The organism is Lysinibacillus sp. GW823-FHT02G10 (genome assembly GCF_058797135.1).
In genome coordinates, this window is sequence record NZ_JBXAJI010000002.1 from 133625 (window position 1) to 157767 (window position 24143).

Annotated in this window: 22 protein-coding genes, 1 other RNA gene and 1 other annotated feature; of the genes, 2 read left to right on the forward strand and 21 right to left on the reverse strand. The window is 37.6% G+C overall.

Annotated features, from left to right (window positions below; genetic code table 11):
* Nucleotides 1–86: 86 nt before the first annotated feature.
* Nucleotides 87–506: a cysteine metabolism transcriptional regulator CymR gene (gene cymR, locus AC1RFD_RS10595; protein ID WP_004226809.1), complete on the reverse strand. Its 420-nt coding sequence runs from the start codon at nucleotides 504–506 to the stop codon at nucleotides 87–89.
* Nucleotides 507–709: 203 nt separating this feature from the next.
* On the opposite strand from cymR, the gene AC1RFD_RS10600 reads away from it, so the two are divergent.
* Nucleotides 710–1996: a replication-associated recombination protein A gene (locus AC1RFD_RS10600; RefSeq protein WP_259948210.1), complete on the forward strand. Its 1287-nt coding sequence runs from the start codon at nucleotides 710–712 to the stop codon at nucleotides 1994–1996.
* Nucleotides 1997–2077: 81 nt separating this feature from the next.
* On the opposite strand, the gene AC1RFD_RS10605 is transcribed toward AC1RFD_RS10600, so the two are convergent.
* From AC1RFD_RS10605 to hisS, 15 genes are all read right to left on the reverse strand, one after another.
* Nucleotides 2078–2794 carry a hypothetical protein gene (locus AC1RFD_RS10605; protein ID WP_048392129.1) on the reverse strand — a complete coding sequence of 239 codons (717 nt, stop codon included), beginning with the start codon at nucleotides 2792–2794 and terminating at the stop codon, nucleotides 2078–2080.
* Nucleotides 2795–3087: 293 nt separating this feature from the next.
* Entirely contained in the window at nucleotides 3088–3606 is a 519-nt protein-coding gene (locus AC1RFD_RS10610; protein ID WP_048392128.1) for a hypothetical protein, read from the reverse strand.
* A gap of 209 nt (nucleotides 3607–3815) precedes the next feature.
* Nucleotides 3816–4202, reverse strand: a complete 387-nt coding sequence (locus tag AC1RFD_RS10615) for a hypothetical protein (protein WP_112118171.1) — start codon at nucleotides 4200–4202, stop codon at nucleotides 3816–3818.
* Nucleotides 4203–4343: 141 nt separating this feature from the next.
* Entirely contained in the window at nucleotides 4344–5105 is a 762-nt protein-coding gene (locus tag AC1RFD_RS10620; protein WP_048392126.1) for a tRNA threonylcarbamoyladenosine dehydratase, read from the reverse strand.
* A 300-nt stretch (nucleotides 5106–5405) separates the two neighbouring features.
* The gene (locus AC1RFD_RS10625) at nucleotides 5406–6488 is read right to left on the reverse strand and encodes a DUF871 domain-containing protein (RefSeq protein WP_492474887.1); all 1083 of its coding nucleotides are present in this window, start codon (nucleotides 6486–6488) and stop codon (nucleotides 5406–5408) included.
* 24 nt (nucleotides 6489–6512) lie between these two features.
* Complete coding sequence (locus tag AC1RFD_RS10630; protein WP_492474888.1) at nucleotides 6513–7838, reverse strand: PTS sugar transporter subunit IIC; 1326 nt, start codon at nucleotides 7836–7838, stop codon at nucleotides 6513–6515.
* Between the two features lie 47 nt (nucleotides 7839–7885).
* Nucleotides 7886–8206: a PTS lactose/cellobiose transporter subunit IIA gene (locus AC1RFD_RS10635; protein ID WP_004226783.1), complete on the reverse strand. Its 321-nt coding sequence runs from the start codon at nucleotides 8204–8206 to the stop codon at nucleotides 7886–7888.
* A gap of 18 nt (nucleotides 8207–8224) precedes the next feature.
* Nucleotides 8225–8536, reverse strand: a complete 312-nt coding sequence (locus AC1RFD_RS10640; protein ID WP_103118482.1) for a PTS sugar transporter subunit IIB — start codon at nucleotides 8534–8536, stop codon at nucleotides 8225–8227.
* Between the two features lie 225 nt (nucleotides 8537–8761).
* Nucleotides 8762–9937, reverse strand: a complete 1176-nt coding sequence (locus tag AC1RFD_RS10645; RefSeq protein ID WP_048392123.1) for a GNAT family N-acetyltransferase — start codon at nucleotides 9935–9937, stop codon at nucleotides 8762–8764.
* Between the two features lie 87 nt (nucleotides 9938–10024).
* The gene (locus tag AC1RFD_RS10650; RefSeq protein ID WP_016991626.1) at nucleotides 10025–10303 is read right to left on the reverse strand and encodes an HPr family phosphocarrier protein; all 279 of its coding nucleotides are present in this window, start codon (nucleotides 10301–10303) and stop codon (nucleotides 10025–10027) included.
* A gap of 18 nt (nucleotides 10304–10321) precedes the next feature.
* Nucleotides 10322–11041 (reverse strand): sugar isomerase domain-containing protein, encoded by a 720-nt coding sequence (locus AC1RFD_RS10655; RefSeq protein ID WP_103118484.1) that lies wholly within the window; start codon nucleotides 11039–11041, stop codon nucleotides 10322–10324.
* 4 nt (nucleotides 11042–11045) lie between these two features.
* Entirely contained in the window at nucleotides 11046–11768 is a 723-nt protein-coding gene (locus AC1RFD_RS10660) for a GntR family transcriptional regulator (protein WP_004226770.1), read from the reverse strand.
* A 550-nt stretch (nucleotides 11769–12318) separates the two neighbouring features.
* A non-coding RNA gene (gene ssrS / locus AC1RFD_RS10665) (6S RNA) lies at nucleotides 12319–12518 on the reverse strand.
* Nucleotides 12519–12657: 139 nt separating this feature from the next.
* Complete coding sequence (gene aspS, locus AC1RFD_RS10670; RefSeq protein ID WP_492474889.1) at nucleotides 12658–14427, reverse strand: aspartate--tRNA ligase; 1770 nt, start codon at nucleotides 14425–14427, stop codon at nucleotides 12658–12660.
* A 65-nt stretch (nucleotides 14428–14492) separates the two neighbouring features.
* Nucleotides 14493–15761, reverse strand: coding sequence for a histidine--tRNA ligase (gene hisS / locus AC1RFD_RS10675; RefSeq protein WP_054550047.1), 1269 nt, complete (start codon nucleotides 15759–15761; stop codon nucleotides 14493–14495).
* A gap of 231 nt (nucleotides 15762–15992) precedes the next feature.
* Nucleotides 15993–16235, reverse strand: a binding site (T-box leader).
* A gap of 164 nt (nucleotides 16236–16399) precedes the next feature.
* On the opposite strand from hisS, the gene AC1RFD_RS10680 reads away from it, so the two are divergent.
* A complete protein-coding gene (locus tag AC1RFD_RS10680; RefSeq protein ID WP_492474890.1) occupies nucleotides 16400–17986 on the forward strand; it encodes an N-acetylmuramoyl-L-alanine amidase family protein in 1587 nt (528 codons plus the stop codon).
* 48 nt (nucleotides 17987–18034) lie between these two features.
* Here AC1RFD_RS10680 and AC1RFD_RS10685 read toward each other — a convergent pair whose 3' ends face one another.
* From AC1RFD_RS10685 to AC1RFD_RS10705, 5 genes are all read right to left on the reverse strand, one after another.
* Nucleotides 18035–19441, reverse strand: coding sequence for a YfcC family protein (locus AC1RFD_RS10685; RefSeq protein ID WP_054550044.1), 1407 nt, complete (start codon nucleotides 19439–19441; stop codon nucleotides 18035–18037).
* A gap of 624 nt (nucleotides 19442–20065) precedes the next feature.
* A complete protein-coding gene (locus AC1RFD_RS10690) occupies nucleotides 20066–20281 on the reverse strand; it encodes a DUF2642 domain-containing protein (RefSeq protein ID WP_004226745.1) in 216 nt (71 codons plus the stop codon).
* A 71-nt stretch (nucleotides 20282–20352) separates the two neighbouring features.
* Complete coding sequence (gene dtd, locus AC1RFD_RS10695) at nucleotides 20353–20793, reverse strand: D-aminoacyl-tRNA deacylase (RefSeq protein WP_048392115.1); 441 nt, start codon at nucleotides 20791–20793, stop codon at nucleotides 20353–20355.
* Nucleotides 20794–20825: 32 nt separating this feature from the next.
* Nucleotides 20826–23021, reverse strand: a complete 2196-nt coding sequence (locus tag AC1RFD_RS10700) for a RelA/SpoT family protein (protein ID WP_048392114.1) — start codon at nucleotides 23019–23021, stop codon at nucleotides 20826–20828.
* 205 nt (nucleotides 23022–23226) lie between these two features.
* Nucleotides 23227–24141 carry a pseudouridine-5'-phosphate glycosidase gene (locus AC1RFD_RS10705; RefSeq protein WP_048392113.1) on the reverse strand — a complete coding sequence of 305 codons (915 nt, stop codon included), beginning with the start codon at nucleotides 24139–24141 and terminating at the stop codon, nucleotides 23227–23229.
* Between the last annotated feature and the right edge of the window lie 2 nt (nucleotides 24142–24143).

Below are 24143 nucleotides of genomic sequence, written 5' to 3' on the forward strand. Positions count from 1 at the left end.
TAAAAATAGCCATTGAGATGTGAATAGTTCACAATCTCCCAAAAAGATGAAGTGAATGCAGGAGTAGCGCTTTAGCTTAAACTATTTTAAATATAGAACATGTAGCCTTCCACTACATTTTCTTCTGTATATTGTGCTAAATCTTCAATTGTCGTTGTATCTAACACGTTTTTTACTGCATCACGAATACGTAGCCATAACTCACGTTGCGGGGCTTCTTCATTTTCAATACCCTCTACTGGTTGAATCGGCCCTTCTAGCACACTAATAACATGGGCTGCTGAAATTTCGCTAGGTGGATTTGCTAGCATATAACCACCATAAGCACCACGTACACTTTTTACTAAGCCTGAATTACGAAGCGGAGATACTAATTGCTCTAAATATGCCTCTGAAAGTTCCTTTTCCGCCGCAATTTTACGCAAGGGAATTGGCCCTTCCCCATAATGCTTTGCTAATTCAATCATAATTGTAAGCCCATAACGGCCCTTTGTTGAAATTTTCATTTTATCACCCTCAATTAGTCTAGTCAAAATACTACCAACAGTATATCATAATCTCCTCTTGATGAACTCGGAAATACACCTAGAAGGATATGATATACTAATTAAAGCGATTCATAATCGTTCAAAATCCATATGAGTGCTTTATTTTAGCGTAAAAAAATGTATGAAGCAAAAAATGACAACGACAGAAAGGGGAAGTTATTTTGCACAATGAACCACTCGCTTTTCGAATGCGACCTTTAACCCTTGATGAGATTGTTGGTCATCAGGATTTCATTGGTCCCAACACAGCCCTTTATAAAATGATTCAAAATGAACATGTCCCTTCCATGTTGCTATATGGAGAACCTGGTATCGGTAAAACATCCATTGCCAATGCCATTGCAGGAAGTTCCAAACTCCCTTTCTTCGCACTTAATGCCACACGAGCTGGCAAAAAAGATGTGGAAGATATTGTACAAGAAGCAAGAATTTCAGGGAAAGTAATACTTTTCCTAGATGAAATTCACCGTTTCAATAAATTACAGCAAGATACACTGTTACCACATGTAGAAAATGGATCAATTGTATTAATTGGTGCCACGACAGAAAATCCCTATCATGATGTTAATCCAGCGATTCGTTCACGCTGTGGCGAAATTTACCAGCTAAAACGCTTAACGAAGGAAAATTTAATCGAACTAGTTGAAAAAGCACTTGCTGATGAAAGACGCGGACTAGGTAAATATCATTTTGCCTTAACACCATCACAAATTGAACAAATTGCAGCCGCAGCAAACGGAGATGCACGAAAGGCGTTAACTTTGCTAGAATCCATTTACTATGCCAGTGATGAGGTGGATGGACAAACGGTTGCTGCCGACCATGTCATTGAACATCTCATTAGTCGAATTGGTGTGTATGGCGATAAAAAAGGATCACATTTTTATAATTTACTATCAGCCCTGCAAAAGTCTGTGCGTGGCAGTGATACCAATGCTGCTCTGTATTATCTAGCGCATTTATTGGAAACAGGCGATTTAGTGGCTGTCAGCAGACGCCTACTTGTTATGGCCTATGAGGATATTGGTCTAGCTAATCCCGAAGTCGGACCTCATATATTAGCTGCTATTCAAGCAGCTGAACGACTAGGATTACCAGAGGCACGTATCCCACTTGCCAGTGCTGTCATTGAAATGTGCCTTGCCTCAAAATCCAACTCAGCCATTACGGCTATTGATGCTGCCATTAAGGCTATTCATGAAGGCAAAACAGGTGATATACCTCATCATTTGCGAGATGCTCATTACGAGGGTGCAAAAGATTTAGGACACGTTGGCTATCAATATCCTCATAACACACCGATCGGTACTTTTGGTGGTTGGGTAGACCAGCAATATTTGCCAGACGAACTTGTAGGAACTGAATTCTACAAACCTGTTATTGCTGGTGAGGAAAAGCGCATGGCTGGCATCTACGACAAACTAAAATCATTTCAAGATAAGAAATAATAAAACAAAGCAAAGTCACTATCTTAAGTAATTGAAATGACTTTGCTTTTTATATAACAACAGGATAGGCTACTCTAGCAATCATCCTGTAAAGCTCGGGTTATTTGTTGTATATCGTTCTTGGTAAAACAAATTTAATGGTTCTGCCAAATGTCGAAGTGATGGCAAAATGGACTCTTCCACATCTCCTTCTTTTTCCTTACTATGCAAAAAAACAATCAAATTATACGACTGATACAGCAAGCTGGCGAACTCTTGATTGTTTTCTCTCACCTCAAAGCGAATTGCTTTTACAGCAATTGCTTGTGCAATTTTTTGTTCTCTTGTTTCACAGGAGGGCTCATTACTTAATTCATCATCCGACACTCTGTATAACCGTTTTAATGCACCATATACCTCTTTATTTCCACTAAATCGATCTTTTAACCATTGCAAGACAAATTGCAAAAGAATAACTGCATAGATAAGGGAAAGACATTCATCGCCACGTGATTTTTTTGCTAAGCGTTGGAAATATTCTGCTTGTGTGACTAGTTCAAAAAGAATTAAACGTATTGGATAAAGCATGGCATGACCGCTATTGATGTACAGCTTTTCTCGATCTCTATACATAGCCAACCAAATATCTTTGACCAATGAAATAGATTTCCTTGTTGAGAGCGCTAATTGACATTGAATAAGCTCCTGTTCAATTGTCGGTTGGATAAGCTGTAGAAATAAAAGTTCATCTTCCTCACTAACTAATAAAAGCGGCTTTTCCAAATTCGCCAAATCTATTTCTATTCCATTTACAATCATTGCTTAGCCCCCTTCCAATAAGTTCTTTCAGCTAAGTTCTTACAGCGTGAGCACATATATTACCAATTTTCTAACTATAATTCGACAAAAAAACATAAATACCTTTCAAGAAAATATGCCTTTTTACTTTCGTCATAATAAAAAAGAACCCACGCTACTAAAAGAGGCAAGTAAATCACTCTCTTTCCACATCGAACATTGTAGAAAAAACTGATTTAAATCCCAATAAGTTACGTAGATTCTTGACGTATAGGCTATTTTCAGAAAATAGATAGTCTATTATTGTCTAAGGTTTATGCAGGAAGTTCTTGTTCCACAAATAATTTAAATTGTTGAAGACATTGCTTCACTTCACCTTTTTGTGACAGTACTTCGTTGCGTATGTTTGTTGCTTTTTCTTCATCCTCTAGCACTTCAGTTAAAAGAGCCATGATATCTTCTAATAATTGCTCATTCTCTTCCTGCTCAATACTCGGTAAGGAATAGGCTGCTATCTTTAATAAATGCTCTACTTTTTCAGGCGTTTTTTGCAAAGCATTCGAAGAATAATAAGTCGATGCAGCTAAAAAGTAGCATAATTTTGCACAACAATCGATAAATAAATGCCAATACGTATTTGCTTTCGGTAATTCCCCTGCCCGCTGATTAACATATTCCTTATAATAGGTAGTGACTTGTATATATAAAGGATTCAATTCTCTCATGGCTTTCGGATAGTTGTTGGATGTATCCAAATAGTCAAATACAATGGCATTCATTTTCTCTTGAAGTTTAACAATATCTAAATGATCACGAATTACTTGAATTTCCATTTTCCCACTCTCCCATATGTCATTTGCTGTTTAGCTTTCTGGCTATTCACTGAGTAGCACCAAGCATCCCAAACAAACTGATCGATTATCTAATGGATGATTCAAATTATAGCAATAAACCATATGAAGTAGTGTGGACATGAAAAAAATAAGACAATTTCGTGAATTAATAGCATTTTATGTACATAAGAGGAACTATTTTGGTAAAATTATACCCTTTGTACATAATCATCAAATAAGCATGGTTCGTTTGCTCGATCGATAATTTCAATAATACTTCCATGCACATATTTTTTAATGCGCTTTTGAGGTATATAAAAATAAGCATTGTTCATAATTAACCATTCACTTAATGTTAAATCACTACCTGATTGTTGATTCGTTAAGATTTTTTTGTGTCGCAGAACATCAGCCATTTTATAAAAACCATCTGACAATTCGTAGGCTGATACATCAAAATTAAAAATGGGGCTGACAACCTGTCCAACATCAAAAATATGTATAGTTTGGTTTTCTTCATCTATAGCTAACTCTACTGTGCTAATCTCGTCGAAAAGATTTAAACCTCTATACTCCATTTGATAAATTTTTTCCATTTGTATAGGCCTCCTTTTTTACAACGGTCTAATTGTAACATAGAAAAAGTAGCTACCTCTAAATACAATTAAGGCAGCTACTTCTACGAAAATGAACATTTATGCTGTTTTTTGACTATTACCAAAGCAACGTATTTGGTATTAACCTTGTACGCGCGTAATTTTCACATCTTTTAGGATGGTATTGACTACCCAGCTTGCTGCAATTAAACCTGCTACTGACGGTACAAAAGCGTTAGATGAAGGTGGCATCTTTGCTTTTCGAATTGCTGCATCAGGCTTACCTACATGTTCGACAACATCTGGACGTACGACAATTGGACTTTCATCTGAAAATACAACCGTAACACCCTTATGAATACCTTCTTTACGTAGCTTAGTACGAATGATTTTAGCCAATGGGTCTGTATGTGTTTTTGAAATATCTGCAATTTGGAAGCGAGTAGGGTCCATCTTATTTGCTGCACCCATGCTTGAAATAATAGGAATATTACGCTTTAAACATTCCTTCATTATATGAATTTTATACATCACTGTATCACTTGCATCGATTACATAATCAATGCCTTGTGCAAAAAATTCTTCATAGGTTTCTTCCGTATAAAACATGTGCATGTCAATCACTTCACATGCTGGGTTAATATCTGCAATACGCTCTTTCATGACAGCTGATTTTGATTGACCAACTGTTGATAAGTATGCAACAAGTTGTCTGTTGACATTTGTGATATCTACATTGTCCTTATCGACTAGAATAATACGGCCGATTCCGCTTCGTGCACATGCCTCAGCCGCGAATGAACCGACACCACCCACACCAAGAATGGCAACCGTTGTATTTTTTAATTTCTCGAGACCCTCTGTTCCTATTGCGAGCTCGTTACGTGAAAATTGATGTAACATCCTGACACTCTCCATCTATGAAATTTTATTAGTAAACCTAGTTATATACTAAGATAAAATCAAAACCTATCTTACATTTTATCATGTTATTGTTCAAGATAAAAATATAAAGAAAAAGTCAAAATTATCTACTTAAATCCTTTGAAATAATAATCCATAAAAACATTTCATCCAATTCTGCTATATATGGTAAAATAGTACATTAAAATTAGTTGATTAATCAGGTAAATCTTATATAACATTATGCTCAACCACATAAAGAAAAAGAGATTGATGACTCAATCTCTTTCTCACTCTTCTTTACTTTGTAAACCCAAATGATGCCCATGGTTGAATGTATGTTAATAAAAATAGTTCTTCCTCTACAATGCTAGCTACGACATTACTCGATCCTGTATTCGGAATGTCCTTTAGCACAATCTGTAGCTCTCCCTTATAACGAACATCTAAATTATTATCAATCGTGACATCTCCTCTTTTTAATGGCCGTATATCATGCCCAGGAAAATCTCCATTTTTATATTTCACACGGGATTGGGTGCTCCGAATCACGTATTCAGACACATCACCCCGATTAAAATGAGGCTCTTTATAAAGAATCGTCTCCTCTAAAATGCTTGTGTCTTCAGACTGGACAACCCTTAACTCAAGCTTATTACGATTTAATTGTCCTAATGCACGTAGTTCTTCCTCAGAAGCAAACATATTGCCAATAATACAATCGTCAATTAACCCTGTATGCCATAAATCTTTCGCCTGTACAGTGATTGGGAGATAACGGTGTTCCTCTAATGTAGGTAACCCGTGCTCTGTTTGCTCCCAAGGTCCATATTGACCATGTTGTGAGGAGATCATTGCTGCTGTTCTCACATTGTGCGCTTTAAAGTGTTGTGACGTTTGTAAAAAATGCTGACGAGATAGCCCCGTAAATCGTTTTGGATAAAAATTATGACAGCCGATAATGTTCTCTTTATTGGGCTGATAAGAGATAATATTATCTACATACTTCGTACCATTACTAATGTTTAATTCTATTTTTAGATGACTTGCATCGAGTGACATCAACGCTTCTTCTTGACCTGAAAATCCCATATCTAAACGTAAGGCTGCCAAATAATAATGTTCTTTTAAATAGCCAATATCCCTATAAGTTAAGCCTAAATCATCAAAAACACCTGGTGCAATATCGGCGGATATGTCAAAGCCGAGGCGTTGCGCAAATTCGTTGATTTGTTGTAATTTTTGACGCTCCTCATCCTGTTTTAAGGACATTAGGCATGTGAATATACGATCAAAGCCATTATCATGAGCCAGCTGAACATAGCGCTTCATCTCCTCTAGCGTACTATGCTGCGGATATAGCGAGATTCCTAATCTTTTCACTTCAAACCCTCCGTTAATTGATGCTTATACTTCCACTTTTTGTCCTCTGGATTCCACTACAGATTCCTCACTCTGTGCCGCTAAAGCAGCTTTTTGCTCATTCTGCCTTGCCATACGGTTCGCCATCGAGATAAATGGCAGATAAATACAAACAGCGATGATAATTAAGACCATACTCAAAACAGCACCACGCCAAGATTGAGTTGCTAAAAAACCATTAATAATCGGCGGTGTTGTCCAAGGCGGTGAAACGGTAGCGGCTGGCACCCAGCCCCATTTCGTTGCAAAGAATGCAATTGTTACGTTTATCATTGGTGTCAAAATGAACGGAACAAATAAAACCGGATTTAATACAATTGGTAACCCAAAAAGTAATGGCTCATTGATATTGAAAATCCCAGGTGCTGCGGATAATTTCCCAACTGTATTATATTGCTTATTCTTTCTCGCAAATATGAAAATCGCAATAATAAGTGCTATTGTTGTACCAGAGCCTCCCATATTAATAAAAGCATCAAAGAATGGTTTATTGACAATGTAAGGCGCAACTTTACCAGCAGAGATTGCTGCAACATTTTCATTAATAGCTGGTAAATTAATCGTTTGCATGAATGGTTCGATGATATTTGCTCCATGTACGCCAAGTGTCCATAAAAATGTAGGTATAAATGCCAAAATTAAAGCAGCAAGCCATGTATTTGTTAGACCCATAAATGGCTCTTGAATCGCAGAGTAGAAGGACCCGACAATATCTGGTATATCAAAACCTGCTGAAATAATTGTACGTACTAAAGCAAATATTCCAATCGTAATAATGGCAGGAAGTAACGCAGCAAATGATTTGGAAACAGCTGGTGGTACACCAGTTGGCATTTTAATTAGTAGTTTAGGATTGCCAGACAATCTACAAAACAATTCTGTAGAAAGTAGTGCCACAATCAGAGCAATAAATATACCACCCGTGCCTGTTGTTAAGCCGGTTAATCCGCCTTCCCCGAAAGTCCCAAACGTCATGTAGCTTGATAGACTAATTACTCCAGCAGACAGACCATCTTTTTGATAACTTTTAGCAAGATGATAAGCAACAGCAAAGGCAAGTAGCAGTGAAATGATATTAAATGTAGCACTCCAAATATTACCGCCAAATTGAGTCCATGTCTCGTGTTTCCAAATGGCATCGAGTGTATTTTGATAAAATTTAATAGGCAAATTGTTAATAAGTACAGCCAAAGATCCCACAATCGTTAAAGGCATAATCGTAATAAATCCGTCACGAATGGCAACTAAATGACGCTGATTCCCAACCCTAGCAGCAACCGGTACAAACTTTTCTTCTAAAAAACGGAACACTCACATACACTCCCTTTGCTTTTTATTGATAACATCAAAATTTGATGTTACTCCCCTTGAATTCGTTCATATAGCTCAATCATTTCCTGTGCTAAATCTCGAAAAGTAATAGCATTCATTAAATGATCCTGGGCATGAATTAATAACATCGAAACCTCTACCTTTTCTCCCCTTGCTTCTTGAGACAGTAACCCCGTTTGAGCATGATGCGCTTCAATTAATGACTCATTCGCTAATTTGATTTTTTCTTTTGCTGCCTCAATTTGCCCCTTTTTTGCTAGCTGAATAGCTTCCATACACTCACTTTTCGTATTTCCACTATGCACAATCAGTCCCATAATGGATGCCATTAATGCTGTATCTTCCATTCCCCATTGCCCCTTCTTTTATCCAATTAGTTGTAGAGCCTGTTTCAGGACATTTTCACCGTTCATCATGCCGTAATCCGCCATATTGATCACATCGATTGGAAAGCCTTTATCCTTATATTTTGTTTCAAATGAACCTTTCAAATAACGAACCTGTGGGCCTAATAAAAGAACATCAGCCTTCTTTGTCGCTAAGATCTTTTCCACCTCTCCTTCAGCAATGGCGTAAATATCGGCTTCAATATTTTGCTCTTGCGCCGCTTTTTGCATCTTCGACACTAATAAACTAGTACTCATACCTGCTACACACACTAACATGATGTTTTTCATTCGATACACTCCTTTTATTTTCTTCGATTGTGTAATCGCTTACTTATTTTGAGAATAGCACCTATTGGTATATACCACAATATAAATTTTACATTAAATTTATTTATATCAAGTTATTTACAAAATTGGGCTATATCAATTTTGTCGTGAAATTAATGATTATAATCAACTGGTATAGTCCAGAAAAAAAGCCAAAAATTTTTAAATTTTCTTATTATTCAATACCTAGAAATACTCATAAAATGCTGGCTTTTCAGTAGGGATTGCCCATTCCCACTGTTCGATCACCTTTTCTACCGTAGGTTGATTAGCATAGACAACTGTTTCTTTGACAGAAAGATAACCTGCCATCATCGCAGAAAAAAGATTAATTGGTAGTGTTAACATATGCTTGTCAGAGATTGAACTTGTCTCAATTATTACGACCTGACCATTTTTATTTATTTGATAAATATGCTCATTCCAGAGACAAAATGGATCTTCAATACGAATCGTTAATGTTTCTTGAATATCCTTCCACGGATACTGCTGCATAAATGCATAAACATCTACTACTCTAATCATCACATCCTGTATGACTTCCCTTTTGAATTGTGGCTCCTTGAAATAAAAGCCAAAAGGATAATGATTACTAGTAACTCCAGTTATGCTACTGACACTTGCTGCATGAGATGTCATATAACGCCACATAGCTTGTTCAGCTAAGAGATTTGCTACAACAAAGTCTTGGATAGTAAATGCCCCATCTCGAATCGTATAACGAATATAGCCTTCTATGTTACTGCCTTGAAAATAGGCAGCAAAGTGACTATCTGGACTCCTTCTTTCAAGTCTTTTCCACCATCCTTCATCCCTTACCATGCCACCATTTCGAATGATTGCCTGTGCATTATGAAAATCCTTAATCATCTGAAAGAGCACAGGATCTAACCACTCAAAGCTCATCCTTTTCATGTCGTCTACTTGTTTCCCTAAAGAGGGAAACATAGTTTGAGGGATTGTATAATGGAGCTTCTCAAAAAATAATTCCCAACCAAAATAACGATAGAAGGACACAGAAAATGGCGCTAATACTGAAATCGTTTGTCCATTGTCTCTCATTTTTTGCAGCGCTTCTGTCATAAGCCTTTTGATAATACCCTGTTGTCGATACTCAGGATACGTTGCAACAAAGCCGATGCCTCCCATTTTAAATGAAACTCCATGCACTGTAATATTTAGCGGTAATATTAATAGCTGCCCAACAATTTTTTTGTCATCATAAGCACCTAAGGTCGTGCTTTGCTCAATCCAATAATGAAAATCCTCTCGACGAGCCCCTGAGTACTTATTTGGAAAGCAATAGTCTCTCAATCGATGAATCTGCCCATAATCATTAGGCGAGACGATGTGAATGTCCATTTAACCACCCCTAAAATTCCTAATATTCAGATAATTAGTCATAAGATTCTTTTACAGTGGCATAATCATAACCACTGCAAGAATCTTTTATCCCTCTTGCCATTCTTCTCCTATTGCTTTAGACAACATGACTTCAGTAATAGTTTGAAATAATGTTGCTACATCTGGTCCATCCGCTGAAATTTCCACTACACTTCCTGGTTTAACACCTAATGACATCACGCCCATAATAGACTTTAAATTAACGGATTTTTCTTCGTATGTTAATTTAATATCACTTTGAAATGGTGTCACTGCAGTTACGAGTAATGCAGCCGGTCTGGCATGGATACCTTCAGTAGATGTAATTTTATACATTTTCTTCATTTACATACCTCCACTCTTTCACGTGAAATTAATCCGATGTTGATATTTGGCAATCATTTTCTCATTATGTGACCAATCCGAATCAACATTATTGCTGACAAAAATCGGTAACTCTATTGAGGACTTTGCTAGTGTTTCTATGATTTCACTGAACAAAGCATTTAATAGTAATGAACCAATAACAGTAGATGCTGGCGCATACTGTATGTCATGTATAGTTAGTACACCATCACCAATCGGTATATGGGTATTAATTACAAAATCTACCACATCTTCTAGCCGCAGCCCACTGTGATGACGTGTAGTCTGTTCCTTATAATGGAGCGATTGGAGGGATAGCACAAATATCCCTGAATCCTTTGCTAATAAAGCTGCGTCAATAGGTGCTGCATTTCTCCCTGAGGTTGAAATGACGATGCAAACATCATTTTCACGAAAGTCAAACTGTTCCTTATGCTGTTCAATAATAGTTGAATCTTTCTCATTGATTGAAGAAGCTAATGCTCCAGCATGTAAAGCTAAGGGTTCAATAAATATAGGACGGACTGGTACTAAACCACCTGCTCGATAAAATGCCTCCTGTGCCAATAGCTGTGAATGACCACAACCAAATAATTGAATTATCCCACCTTTTTGGAGACGTTGGACAATGATTTGAGCCACATCACTTATATGTGATGCCTCCTTTTCCTTCACAACCTGGATAAGCTTTTCGATTTCAGAAAAATATGCATGCATAAAATCACCTTTTAATTTCACTTATAAATTTATAACGATCAGCTCGATACGTACTGCGTACAAGCTCAAAGGGCTTACCATCTGATAAATAACTTGTACGTTTGATAATTAAAACTGGTGCTGTTTGATTAATTTGTAGAAACTTACTATCCTCTTTCGATACGATGGCTGCCTCCATCTGTTGTACCGCATTCCCAATTTTTTGATGGAACTTTGCTTCGATTAAGGCATAAAGCGAGCCCATTATTTGCTTCTCATCCAACTCCGGATAAATTTTAACTGGGATATATGTTCTTTCGATTGCCATTGGTTGCGCATCTGCATTTCTTATGCGCACTACAAAAAATACTTCTTCGCCAGACTCTATCATCAAATCTCTTGCAATATCCACTGGTGGTATGATTTTCTCAAATCGTAATACCTTACTGCTTGGTTCCATTCCTCTTGCCCGCATATCTTCCGTGAAACTCGTTAAGCCTTTTAACGGTTGCTCTAATTTTGGATTTGCAACATACGTTCCTCTCCCTTTTTCTCGATATAATAGACCACTATTTACTAGATTGGTAATGGATTGACGAACAGTCATTCTACTTACATCAAATTGTGCAGAAAGCTCTCGTTCTGATGGGATAGTCTCACCAATTCTGTATTCTTCTAAATAAATTCGTTGTTTAATAATCTCTTCTATTTGTATATAAATAGGTATATGAGAATTTTTCTCTAACAATTCTTGCACCTTCCTTATCGCCTTTATGATTTCTCCATACAACTTTACCTCGTTAGATCGGTTTTTGTATTTCGCATGATTAAACAAAGCTAAATGATATCCACGATAACAGTGTGAAAAGGACATATTTACTCGTCGCTTGATGTGGTAACTTTCTCACTATCATTGTAGCATCTGAGCTCAATCATTGTACCATTATATTCTCAACTGACTAATCATCGTCTCGTAATTTTGATCCAATTTGCCTTCTTTCAATAGGCTTTTCTCTCATGTCTTTTGTATCAATCACAATTAAAACGCTTTCAAAATCATTTAAATAAAGTGTTTTTCCTCGTAATATCTGCCTAGAGATATAATGTATCTTTTCCTTTAGCGGATATAGCTTCTCAAAAGGTATAGTTGTCTATACCAATTATATGCTGCTTCATCAGAAATAAAAAGTAATTTTTCATATTTTCTAAACATTCACTTAAAACACTCTACTAGTTCTTGTTTAATTTTATGTAAAAAAAGGAGCTATTATTAAGCTCCTCTCAATCCTATGTATAGGACGAATCCCAATTGTGCCGTAATGCCAAGAAACATTCGTTTTGAACCCGCAATTTGCAGGTGGGTGCCCGCTTTGCAACTTTAAACGTCCCGCTTTGTTAGGGGCATGTTTGCGACTACAAAATGAAGGCTCCCGATTCTATAATGTTCGGTCAAAACTGTGAAGTAGAGTTAGCAGTTAGACAAACACATCAGGATTCGTATTACAGTTATCATAACACCACTTTTCTGATAATTCAAACGATTTTCTCTAATAATCTATAATTTCTTACGAAAACGCAAAAAATACCTAGATTCCCAACAGTATTTGCTAGGTAATCCAGGTATTTTGAATTATACATTATTTTCTAAATGGTTTGATAGCCAGGCTTAGTTCACTTAGTTGCTCAGGAGATACTTCGCTTGGTGCTTCTGTCATCAAGCAGCTTGCACTAGCTGTTTTTGGGAATGCGATTGTATCGCGTAAATTAGTACGACCTGCTAATAGCATAACAAAGCGATCAAGACCAAAGGCAAGACCTGCATGTGGTGGTACGCCGTATTCAAACGCTTCTAATAGGAAGCCAAATTGTGCTTGTGCTTCTTCTTCTGAGAAGCCAAGTAATTCAAACATTTTCTCTTGTAGGTCACGTTCGTAAATACGTAATGAACCACCACCAAGTTCATAGCCGTTTAAAACGATATCATATGCTTGTGCACGTACTGCTGCAGGGTCTGTGTCCATTAACGCTATATCTTCATCAAACGGGCGTGTGAATGGATGGTGTGCTGCATAGTAGCGTCCATCTTCCTCAGAGTATTCGAATAATGGCCAATCAGTAATCCAAAGGAAAGCAAATTGTGATTCATCGATCAGATTTAAATCTTGTCCTAATTTTGTACGAAGAGCACCTAATGAAGCTGCTACAACATCGGCTTTATCTGCTACAAATACTAGAATATCGCCAACTTCTGCTCCCATACGCTCGATTAAAGCTGCTGCTAATGCCTCGTCAAAGAATTTCGCAATTGGTCCGTTTAAGCCTTCTTCTGTTACCTTTAACCAGGCAAGACCTTTTGCTCCGTAAATCCCAACGAATTTTGTTAACTCGTCCATGTCTTTACGAGAATATTTGTCAGCTGCACCTTTAATATTGATACTTTTCACTTGTTTTCCTTGTGCAACCGTATCAGCAAATACTTTGAAATTACAGCCTTCAAAAATATCATTTAACGCCACAAGCTCTAATCCAAAACGTACATCTGGCTTATCTGAACCATAACGATCCATTGCTTCTTGGTATTTCATGCGCTGGAATGGTGCAGGAATGTCGATTCCTTTTACTTCTTTCATAACCGCTTGAATTAAGCGCTCGTTCATTTCTAATACTTCTTCTTGTGTTAAGAAGCTCGTTTCAATGTCCACCTGTGTAAACTCTGGTTGACGGTCAGCACGTAAATCTTCGTCACGGAAGCAACGCGCAATTTGGAAGTACTTTTCAAAACCAGCAACCATTAATAATTGCTTAAATAATTGAGGTGATTGTGGTAAGGCATAAAATTCACCTTCATGTACACGTGAAGGAACTAAATAGTCTCTAGCACCCTCTGGCGTTGATTTTGTTAAAATTGGTGTTTCAACTTCTAAGAATCCTTCATTTTGTAGGAAGTTACGAATTGTACGTGTCACATCAGAACGCATTTTGAAAGTATCGAACATTACGGGACGACGTAAGTCTAGATAACGATATTTTAAACGTAAATCTTCTGATACATCTGTACGATCTTCGATTTGGAATGGCGTTGTTTTTGCCGTATTAATTACGGCTAATTTTGTTGCTTCCACTTCAATTTTACCGTTTGGTACATTCGGGTTGATTTGATCCTCTGTACGAAGGATGACTGTGCCTTCCACTTCGATCACATATTCACTACGCACTTTATCCGCTAATGCGTGTGCTTCTGCAACATCTGGACTAAACACAACTTGCGTAATACCTGTACGGTCACGCAAATCAATAAAAATTAAACCACCAAGGTCACGACGACGCTGTACCCAACCTTTTAATACGACTTTTTCGCCTTGTAACGCTTCTGACAGCTCGTTACTAGCATGTGTTCTTGTAGCCATTGTTAAATTCCTCCAAAATATCTTCAATTTATGTAGCATTTCCTAGAAATGCCCTCTGTCTATTTTTAAGCTTTTTGCGTTAAATAGTTCACTAGCTCTGAGAACGCCACTTTGTGCTGCTCCCCAGATTCCATATGTTTTACAGCCGCTGCTTGCTCCTCAAGTTCTGTTTCGCCAAGAACAAGCGTATATTTTGCACCTAGTCGATCCGCTGATTTCATTTGAGCTTTCATTTTACGGTCTAAATAATCCATCTCTGTCGCAAGTCCCTTCGCTCGGAAAGTGCTTGTCAGCTCAACAGCCTTTTGCTTCGCTTCATCGCCCATTGCAATAATGTAAACATCTAGCCCTGAAGCTGTGTCTAATTCAACACCCTCCGCTTCAAGTGCCAGCAACAAACGCTCAATACTTAATGCAAAACCTATACCTGGTACATCTGGACCGCCAATTTCTTGCACTAATCCATTGTAGCGTCCACCACCACATAATGTTGTAATAGCACCAAAGCCTGATGCTGTGGACATAATTTCAAAAGTTGTGTGATTATAATAATCAAGTCCTCGTACAAGATTTGGATCGACCTCATATGAAATACCCAATGTATCTAAGTACGATTTCACTTGAGCGAAATAAGCAGCTGATTCTTCTGTTAAGAAATCAGTTAACGCTGGAGCCGTTTGCATTAATGGATGCTCACGATCTACCTTACAATCTAAAATTCGCAATGGATTCTTTTGTAAACGATTTTGACAGTCTGAGCAAAATTCATGAATATGTGGCTCAAAATGCTGTAATAAAGCAGTACGATGTGTATCACGTGTTTCTTTATCGCCAAGAGAATTAATCACTAATTTTAAATCCTTTAAACCCGCTGATTCGTAGACGTCCATAGCAAGAGCAATGACTTCTGCATCAATCGCAGGATCTGCTGAACCAATTGCTTCTACTCCAAACTGTACAAATTGACGATAACGACCAGCCTGTTGGCGCTCATAGCGGAACATTGGTCCTAAATAAGAAAGCTTAACTGGCTGATCAGGAGCACCAAACATTTTATGCTCCACATAGGCACGTACGACACCAGCCGTATTTTCTGGACGTAGTGTTAATGAACGCCCTCCACGATCTTCAAATGTATACATTTCCTTTTGTACAACATCAGTTGTTTCCCCAACACCACGTGCAAATAGATCCGTTTGCTCGAAAATTGGTGTGCGAATTTCGTTATAGCGATAAACACGACAAATATCACGAATAATCGCTTCAACTTTTTGCCATTTTTCAGATTGACCTGGCAAAATATCTTGTGTCCCTCGTGGCACTTTAAAACTCATGTAATTCCCTCCTATATTGATTGCTTATGATAGAGCAGCTGTAGTCCCACTTTGAGCGAATGCATGCTTTGGTTGAGCAAATTTTTGTCCGGTTGGAGCGGGTTACAGCCTTGATGAGCGCTTTTCATACTAATTAGAGCGCCTTCCCCTCTTTTCTGAGCAAAAACAACAATCCCTCTTAAAAAACTCATTACTTTTTGAACAACAAAAAAGCTCTCGTCCCTTGCAATAGCAAGGGACGAGAGCTGTATAAGCTTCCGCGGTTCCACCCTAGTTGACACAAATGATTACATGTGTCCTCCTCTTAATCGGATAACGGCCGATTCCGTTTTTTCCTACTAGGCACTGCTTTTCAGAAAAAAGCCTCTCAAGTGTTATTCACGTTATACATTTTTGTAGGAAAGATTGCAGCCTAAGTCTTTCCCTCTCTTTTCCAATAGTGGTATACGCTACTTGCTTGGTCATAAGCGATTAATCATTTTTCGATTACCCTTTATGTTAGTCACTAGCCAAAGCAATGTCAACTATTTTTGTATTTTTCATCAGTCTATGTTGAAAATAACTAATTCTGTTACCATTTTACCACGAATTTTATGATAAAAGCATGGTAAAATAGCACAAGGAATAGGAGGAATCTGATGAGGACAAAAATTTTACATAGTATAATCATCTTCGTACTAATGGTAACGATGGCGATGCCAAATAAGAACTTTGTTCAAAGAGCTTCCGCTGACACCAGTGATCTAAAAGTCGCTGGAACGATTCTTCATTTGCGAGAGGGTCCTGGATTGTCTTATCCCATTATTACGACTTTAGAAGAAGGTGACCCTTTAACCTCAATCGGTCGAGAAGGTGATTGGTACCAAGTCAAAGCAGGCAATTACGAAGGATGGGTTGCCTCTTGGCTGACAGCACCTACTAATGCTAAACAAGTGATCGACAAAACCGTCATTTCACAAGTTGACCGTTTAAATATTCGAACAGAACCAGATATCTCTTCAGCTGTTCTTGGTCAACTTTCAACTGGTAACCAAGCAAACCTCGTTGAAGAAAATGGAGAATGGGCAAAAATCGATTGGAATGGACTAACAGGATGGGTGTCGAAGGATTATGTCACGATCAACGATAACCCTAAAAAAGAAACAGAACCCAAAGAAGATGCTGTAGAAGTAACCACTACAACCACGGCACCCGCTAACAAAGATACAACCTTCACCATTTTAGTGGACACCCTTAATGTTCGTAAGAAGCCAGATTTGAATGCTAAAAAAATCGGCACAGCAACAAAAGGACAAGCCTTTAAAGTCCTCGCACATGAGCATAATTGGGTACAAATTCAGTACAATGATAAAAAAGTAGGTTGGGTCTATAGTTTTTACGGTACATTCTCTAATAAAGTAAAAAGTACCTCAAAAACATCAACTTCCAAAGAGTTAGAGTCTGTTACGATTATTTATAATGGGACAAACCTACGAACGGATGCCTCAACAGCAGCAGAAGTGGTTGAACGTGTAGATGCTGGTGTAAATTACCCGATAGTAGGCGTTAAAAATGATTTTTATGAAATACAAATAGACGACGAAAAAAAAGCTTTTGTCGCGAACTGGGTGGTCACAACAAGTTCCAATAAAGCGACAAGTCCACAGAAAGAAAAGGAAGAGCCTCGCAAAAAAGGTACTTTAACTGGATTAACGATAGTTGTTGATGCTGGTCACGGTGGAAATGATCATGGCACAACTGGTCAACGAGGTACAGAGGAAAAGGGCATTACTTTAAAAACGGCTACTTTGCTTGCTTCCAAGTTAAGTGCTGCTGGCGCAAACGTTGTCATGACGAGAGAATCGGATGAATATGTGGCATTGCGTAAGCGTGTATCGATTGCCCATCAATATGAGGCAGATGCCTTTATTAGCCTTCATTATGATGCGACAGATGATAGCTCCATTAACGGCTTCACATCCTATTATATGAATAGCAATCAAAAAGGGCTTGCTGAAGCAATTCATGATGGTCTTTCCAGTAAACTAGATTTAAGAGACCGTGGTACACAACAAGGAAATTATTTAGTTTTACGAGAGAATCGTCAAAAGGCCGTCCTTATTGAGTTAGGCTTTTTAAGTAATTCCAGTGAGGAGCGCGTCATTACAACAGCTAAATTCCGTGAACAAGCGACTCTTGGTATTTATCAGGGAATTCTCAACTACTTTAATGAACAAGATGAATAAGCAAAAAAAAGCTGCGGATGATGATAACATCCACAGCTTTTTTATATTTTAAGATATTCCTAATGCTACCGCAGCAATTAGCGCCAGACAGGCAATCAATGCCCACCCAAGAATCATCTTCCAGATAAACTTAATCCACTTTTCATATGGGATACCTGCAACAGCTAAATACGCCATTAATGCAGACGAAGTAGGAATAATAGAGTTCGTTAAGGAATCCCCATATTGGAAGGCTAAAACAGCCACTTGTCGCTCTAATCCTAGTAAATCAGTGATTGGAATCATAATCGGCATTGTTGCAGCTGCCTGTCCACTACCAGATGAAATAAATAAATTCAAAAGAGCTTGGATAAATAACATGCCGATTGCACTGATAGCATGTGGCAAATGTCCAATTGTTTCTGATGCTGCATAAACGATTGTATCAATAATTTTCCCCTGCTCTAAAACAACTGTAATAGCACGGGCAAAACCTACAATTAAAGCACCAAATGTTACGGCCTTGGCTCCCTCAATAAAGGAATCAAAGATAGTAGCAGGTTTTAAACCACCAATTAACCCTGCAATTAACCCCATAATTAAAAAGGATGCAGTTAGCTGCGTTAAGAACCAGCCCCAGTTAAAGACACCATAAATATTAAAGCCAATCCCACAAGCCATGACAATAAATACGAATTTATGCTTGCCTGTTAATGCAGGGATGTCAATCGCTGAAACATTGGATTTAGCTTTTTGCTCAATATCGTAAATAACGCTTGCTTGAGGATTCTTTTTCACCTTAAAAGCATAGCGAGATACATAGAAAATAGCAAAACTTAATACAAAAACATAGACAACAGCACGGAAGCCAATCCCTGAGAATAATGGTACATCCGCTAATGATTGTGCTACACCTACCGTAAAGGGATTAAGCATTCCTCCAAAAAATCCACTGGCGGCACCAAGTGTAATCATGGCTGTTCCTGTTACAGCATCAAAGCCCATCGCGCGTGCAATGGCCACACCAATTGGTACGAAAATAATAGTTTCTTCCGCCATCCCCATTGTAAAACCACCAACAGAGAATAAAATCATCGATAAAGGAATCAGTAATTTCTCTCTGCCCTCTAAAGCTTTTACTCCTTTATAAACACCAGCCTCAATAGCACCTGTAGAACGAATAATACCAAATACACCACTGACTAAAAAAATGTAGAAAATAATTTGAGCCCCTTTTTCGAGACCCATTGGAACCGCTGTAAACATTTCAAAAAAGGAAACTGGCTCACTCTCAATATGATGATAGCTTCCATCTACAACGAGCATTCGCCCTTCTTCATCCTCTACACGTTCAAACTCACCCGCTGGTATAATATAGCTTGCAATACCTGCTAAAAAAATAATAGCAAAAATAATCGTATATGTATGAGGTACTTTCAACCAGCTTTTCTTCTTGACCCCCTGTTCATTTTCCATTAAATCGCGCTCCTTTTTCTGATTTAGACATTAGCAGTATATTGTCGCTATTTGTCGCTAATTGAAAATAAATATACATGAGTTTAAATTTATTGTAAAGTATTAATTTTCTATTATTTCTGAAAGCACACGCTATCTTTCCTAATTAAACCTCTTGTTCCTCTTCTATAAACATGGAAAATTTTATACACATACTCAAATAATAATGGGCATTTTCAACGTTATTTTTTGTTTTCCAAAATAATAATTTTATCTTATATGACGAATTGTTTTTTATTAAGGCAGGAGCAATATGCGGCGGTGTTAGAAATGATAAAGTTTGTATGGATTGTCTTTAAATGCTTTTTATTCATGAACTTCATAAAGATCCCCTTATTAGTGGGATGAAAGACATCAAAGGTTGTAAGTAGAATGGAAAATTGTAGGTTAGCTATCCATGATGAATCAAATGGACTTTCTTACATATCGTTTATATTTTTTTAAAAAAATAATATTCAAAGAGTAGCAACTGTTTTAATAGTTTTTATCTCTTCGAAATAAATTTGCTAGTTAGGTATTTTTATTTGCCCTAAACAAATAAAAAAACCTTCTATCATTTATTATGATTTGAAGGTTCATACTTTCTCATTTTTTTGTAGTTTCCAATGTAACCCATACAATTTCCTCCATCCGAATGAAGAAAGGCGTACGATTTATCTCAAGAACCATATGGTCAGGTAGTATGGATAATAAAATACCTTGTTGAATATTTTTTTCTGTTTGAACAACTACTGCCTGACCAATCATCATGTTAAGAGTTTCGTATAAATATGGATTTGTTATACTTCTCGTCTGCGTCATGTTTAAGACACTCCTTCCTATAAAACTAACCATACTCTTTAGTATATGAAGGAATTATAGGAAATGTTCCATTATTTTGACTCTAGAAGAATTGTGACTGGACCATCATTAATTAGTGCTACATCCATCATGGCACCAAAAATACCTGTTTCCACATGTAAGCCCTGCTCGCGTAAAGCTTGATTAAAAGCCTCCCACAGTGGCTCAGCTGCTTCTGGTCTAGCTGCATTGATAAAACTTGGACGATTCCCTTTTTTTGCATCCCCATACAATGTAAATTGTGAGACGGATAAAATAGCGCCCCCATGCTCTAAGATCGAATGATTCATTTTTCCATCTGCATCTTCCCAGAGACGTAAATTGGCTACTTTTTTTGCTAAATAGGCAACATCCTCTTGTGTGTCTTCATGTGTGATTCCCACTAAAAGAACATAGCCGTGATCAATGGCTCCTGTAACAGTTCCGTCCACTGTTACAGAGGCAGCTTTACTGCGCTGTAATACTACTTTCATGTACTAAACCCCAATTCTATATTGCCTATCAATTAGTTAATGACACGTTGCACCGAATAAATATCAGGTGTTTGTTTAATTCGCTCAACTACTTTATGCAAATGTGAAATATTCGAAATAGAAATTGTTAAATGAATTGTTGCCATTTTATCACGGTCAGCACGACCACTTACTGCTAAAATATTCGTTTTCGTTTCACTAACAATTTGCATGATTTCATTTAAAATGCCAGGTCTATCAAAAGCTGAAACTTCAATATCAACAGGGTATTCCTTTTTCTCAGGAATGACACCATGCTCCCATTCTACTTCAATTAAGCGCTCCTGCTCATCCTCAATTTGAATATTTGGACAGTCCTCACGATGGACAGAAACACCTCTACCCTTCGTAATAAAACCTACAATATCATCACCAGGAACGGGCGTACAGCAGCGAGAAAGTCGAATGAGCATATTATCAATACCCTTTACAATAACACCCGATTCCGTACGTTTTTGTGGAATTGGATTTTTCATTTTTTGTTCAATTTTCTCTAGTGCTTCTTCCTGCTCACGTTCTTTACGACGTTTTTCAGCTAAACGATTTACGACCTGTTGCGCAGTAATACCATTCACACCAACTGCAGCATACAAATCTTCTTCATTCGTATAGTTAAATTTGTCACATACCCGTTTTAGGTTTTCGGAGGACATCGTTTCCTTTAAATCGAAATCCTGAGCACGGATTTCTTTTTCTATCATTTCTTTACCTTTGACAATATTTTCTTCACGCAGGTGTCGTTTAAAGAATTGCTTTATCTTATTCTTCGCCTGCGAGGATTGAGCTATTTTTAGCCAATCGCGACTCGGACCAAAGGATTGTTTAGAAGTTAAAATTTCAATGATATCGCCCGTTTTTAATGGTGTATCAAGCGGTACCATCTTCCCATTGATTTTCGCTCCAATCGTACGATTTCCCACTTCGGAATGAACACGGTAGGCAAAATCAATAGGAACAGAACCTGCTGGCAATTCAATGACATCACCTTCAGGTGTAAAGACATAAACCATATCAGAAAATAAATCAAATTTTAAGGATTCCATAAATTCTTCTGCGTTGGAAGATTCATTTTGAAATTCTAAAATTTCACGGAACCACGTTAATTTTTGGTCAACATTCTGCTTTTGATGATCAACGTTTTTGCCTTCTTTATATGCCCAGTGCGCCGCAATCCCGTACTCTGCAATTTTGTGCATTTCCTTTGTACGAATCTGTACCTCCAACGGATCACCATATGGTCCAATAACAGTCGTGTGTAGGGACTGGTACAGGTTTTGTTTTGGCATAGCAATATAGTCTTTAAAGCGTCCTGGCATTGGTTTCCAAAGTGTATGCACAATCCCTAATACGGCATAGCAATCTTTAATACTATCGACAAGAACACGAATGGCTAATAAATCATAAATTTCATTAAACTGTTTCTTTTGTAACACCATTTTTCGATAGATACTGTAAATATGTTTTGGTCGACCATAGACATCTGCGTCAATTTCAACCTCATTCAGTTGTGATTTCATCTCAGCCATCACATTTTCTAAATAAGCTTCACGTTCATCACGTTTTTTCTTCATCAGACTGACAATACGATAATATTGTTGTGGGTTTAAATAGCGCAGTGCTGTATCTTCAAGCTCCCATTTTACAGTCGAAATTCCAAGACGATGAGCAAGTGGTGCAAAAATCTCGAGCGTCTCTTTTGAAATGCGTCGTTGCTTTTCAGCAGGTAAATGCTTTAACGTACGCATATTATGAAGACGGTCTGCTAGCTTAATGAGGATGACACGAATATCTTGCGCCATAGCCACAAACATTTTCCGATGATTTTCTGCCTGCTGCGCCTCTTTAGATAAATATTTAATTTTCCCTAGTTTGGTAACACCATCAACAAGCACGGCCACCTCTTCGCCAAATTCACGTACCAAATCATCCCGTGTAAAATCCGTATCTTCGACAACATCATGTAAAAAACCTGCCGCTACAGTTTCTGGGTCCATTTGTAATTCAGCTAGAATACCTGCTACTTGTACTGGGTGAATAATATACGGTTCACCAGAGCTACGGAATTGCTCAATATGGGCATCCCTTGCTAATTCATATGCTTTTTTCACGAATGCGACATTTTCATCATTCATGTAGGATTTGACTAACTCAAAAACGTCCTCAGGAGTCAAAATTTGCTCTTTCGCCATAACATGTCCACCTTGCTCGTCAAATTTTTCAGATTAGATATAAACTTAATTGTATAAAATATTGTGGTCTATTGTAAAGAGACTGTATCATTTAGTTTAGTTAATCTCGTGAACAGTTCGAAAAATGGAAAAAATATTCTTCTTTTTAATAAAAAAGACCCTCTGCGACTTCACGTCACAAAGAGTCCTTGTTTCGACAAATTGATTAATGTAATTGATTGTAAGCTACAGCAATTTTCGCGCCGACTACTGCATTGTTTTTCACTAATGCAATGTTGGCATCAAGACTTTTACCTTCTGTTAATTCTTTAACTTTGCCAAGTAAGAATGGTGTAACATTTTTACCTTGAATGCCATTCTCTTCAGCTTCAACTAAAGCTTTTTCAATAATGTTTGTAATAAATGCATGCTCTAATGCTTCAGACTCAGGAATTGGATTTGCGATGACAGCGCCACCTTTTAAGCCTAATTGCCATTTCGCAGATAGCATTGCTGCAATTTCTTCTGGCGTATCTAATTGGAAGTTTACATCGAATCCACTTTGACGTGTGTAGAATGCTGGTAATTCATTCGTACCATAACCAACCACTGGCACACCTTTTGTTTCAAGATATTCTAATGTAAGACCGATGTCTAAAATAGATTTTGCACCCGCACAGATAACGGCAACATTTGTTTGTGCTAATTCTTCTAAATCAGCAGAGACATCCATTGTTGTTTCCGCACCACGGTGTACACCACCAATACCACCTGTAACAAAGATTTCAATACCTGCAAGCTCTGCACAGATCATTGTCGCTGCAACTGTTGTAGCACCTAATTTTTTCGTTGCTAGTAAGTAGCCTAAGTCACGACGTGAAGCTTTTGCAACACCTTGAGCATTACCGAACATTTCTAGTTCTTCATCTGATAGACCAATTTTAATTTTTCCATCAATTAATGCAATTGTTGCTGGGACTGCACCATTATCGCGAATAATTTGCTCAACTTCACGCGCAGTTTGCACGTTTTGTGGGTATGGCATACCGTGTGAAATAATTGTTGATTCTAACGCAACGATTGGTAGACCTTTTGCTTGTCCTGCTTTTACTTCTTCTGATAATACGATGAATTCTTTCATGT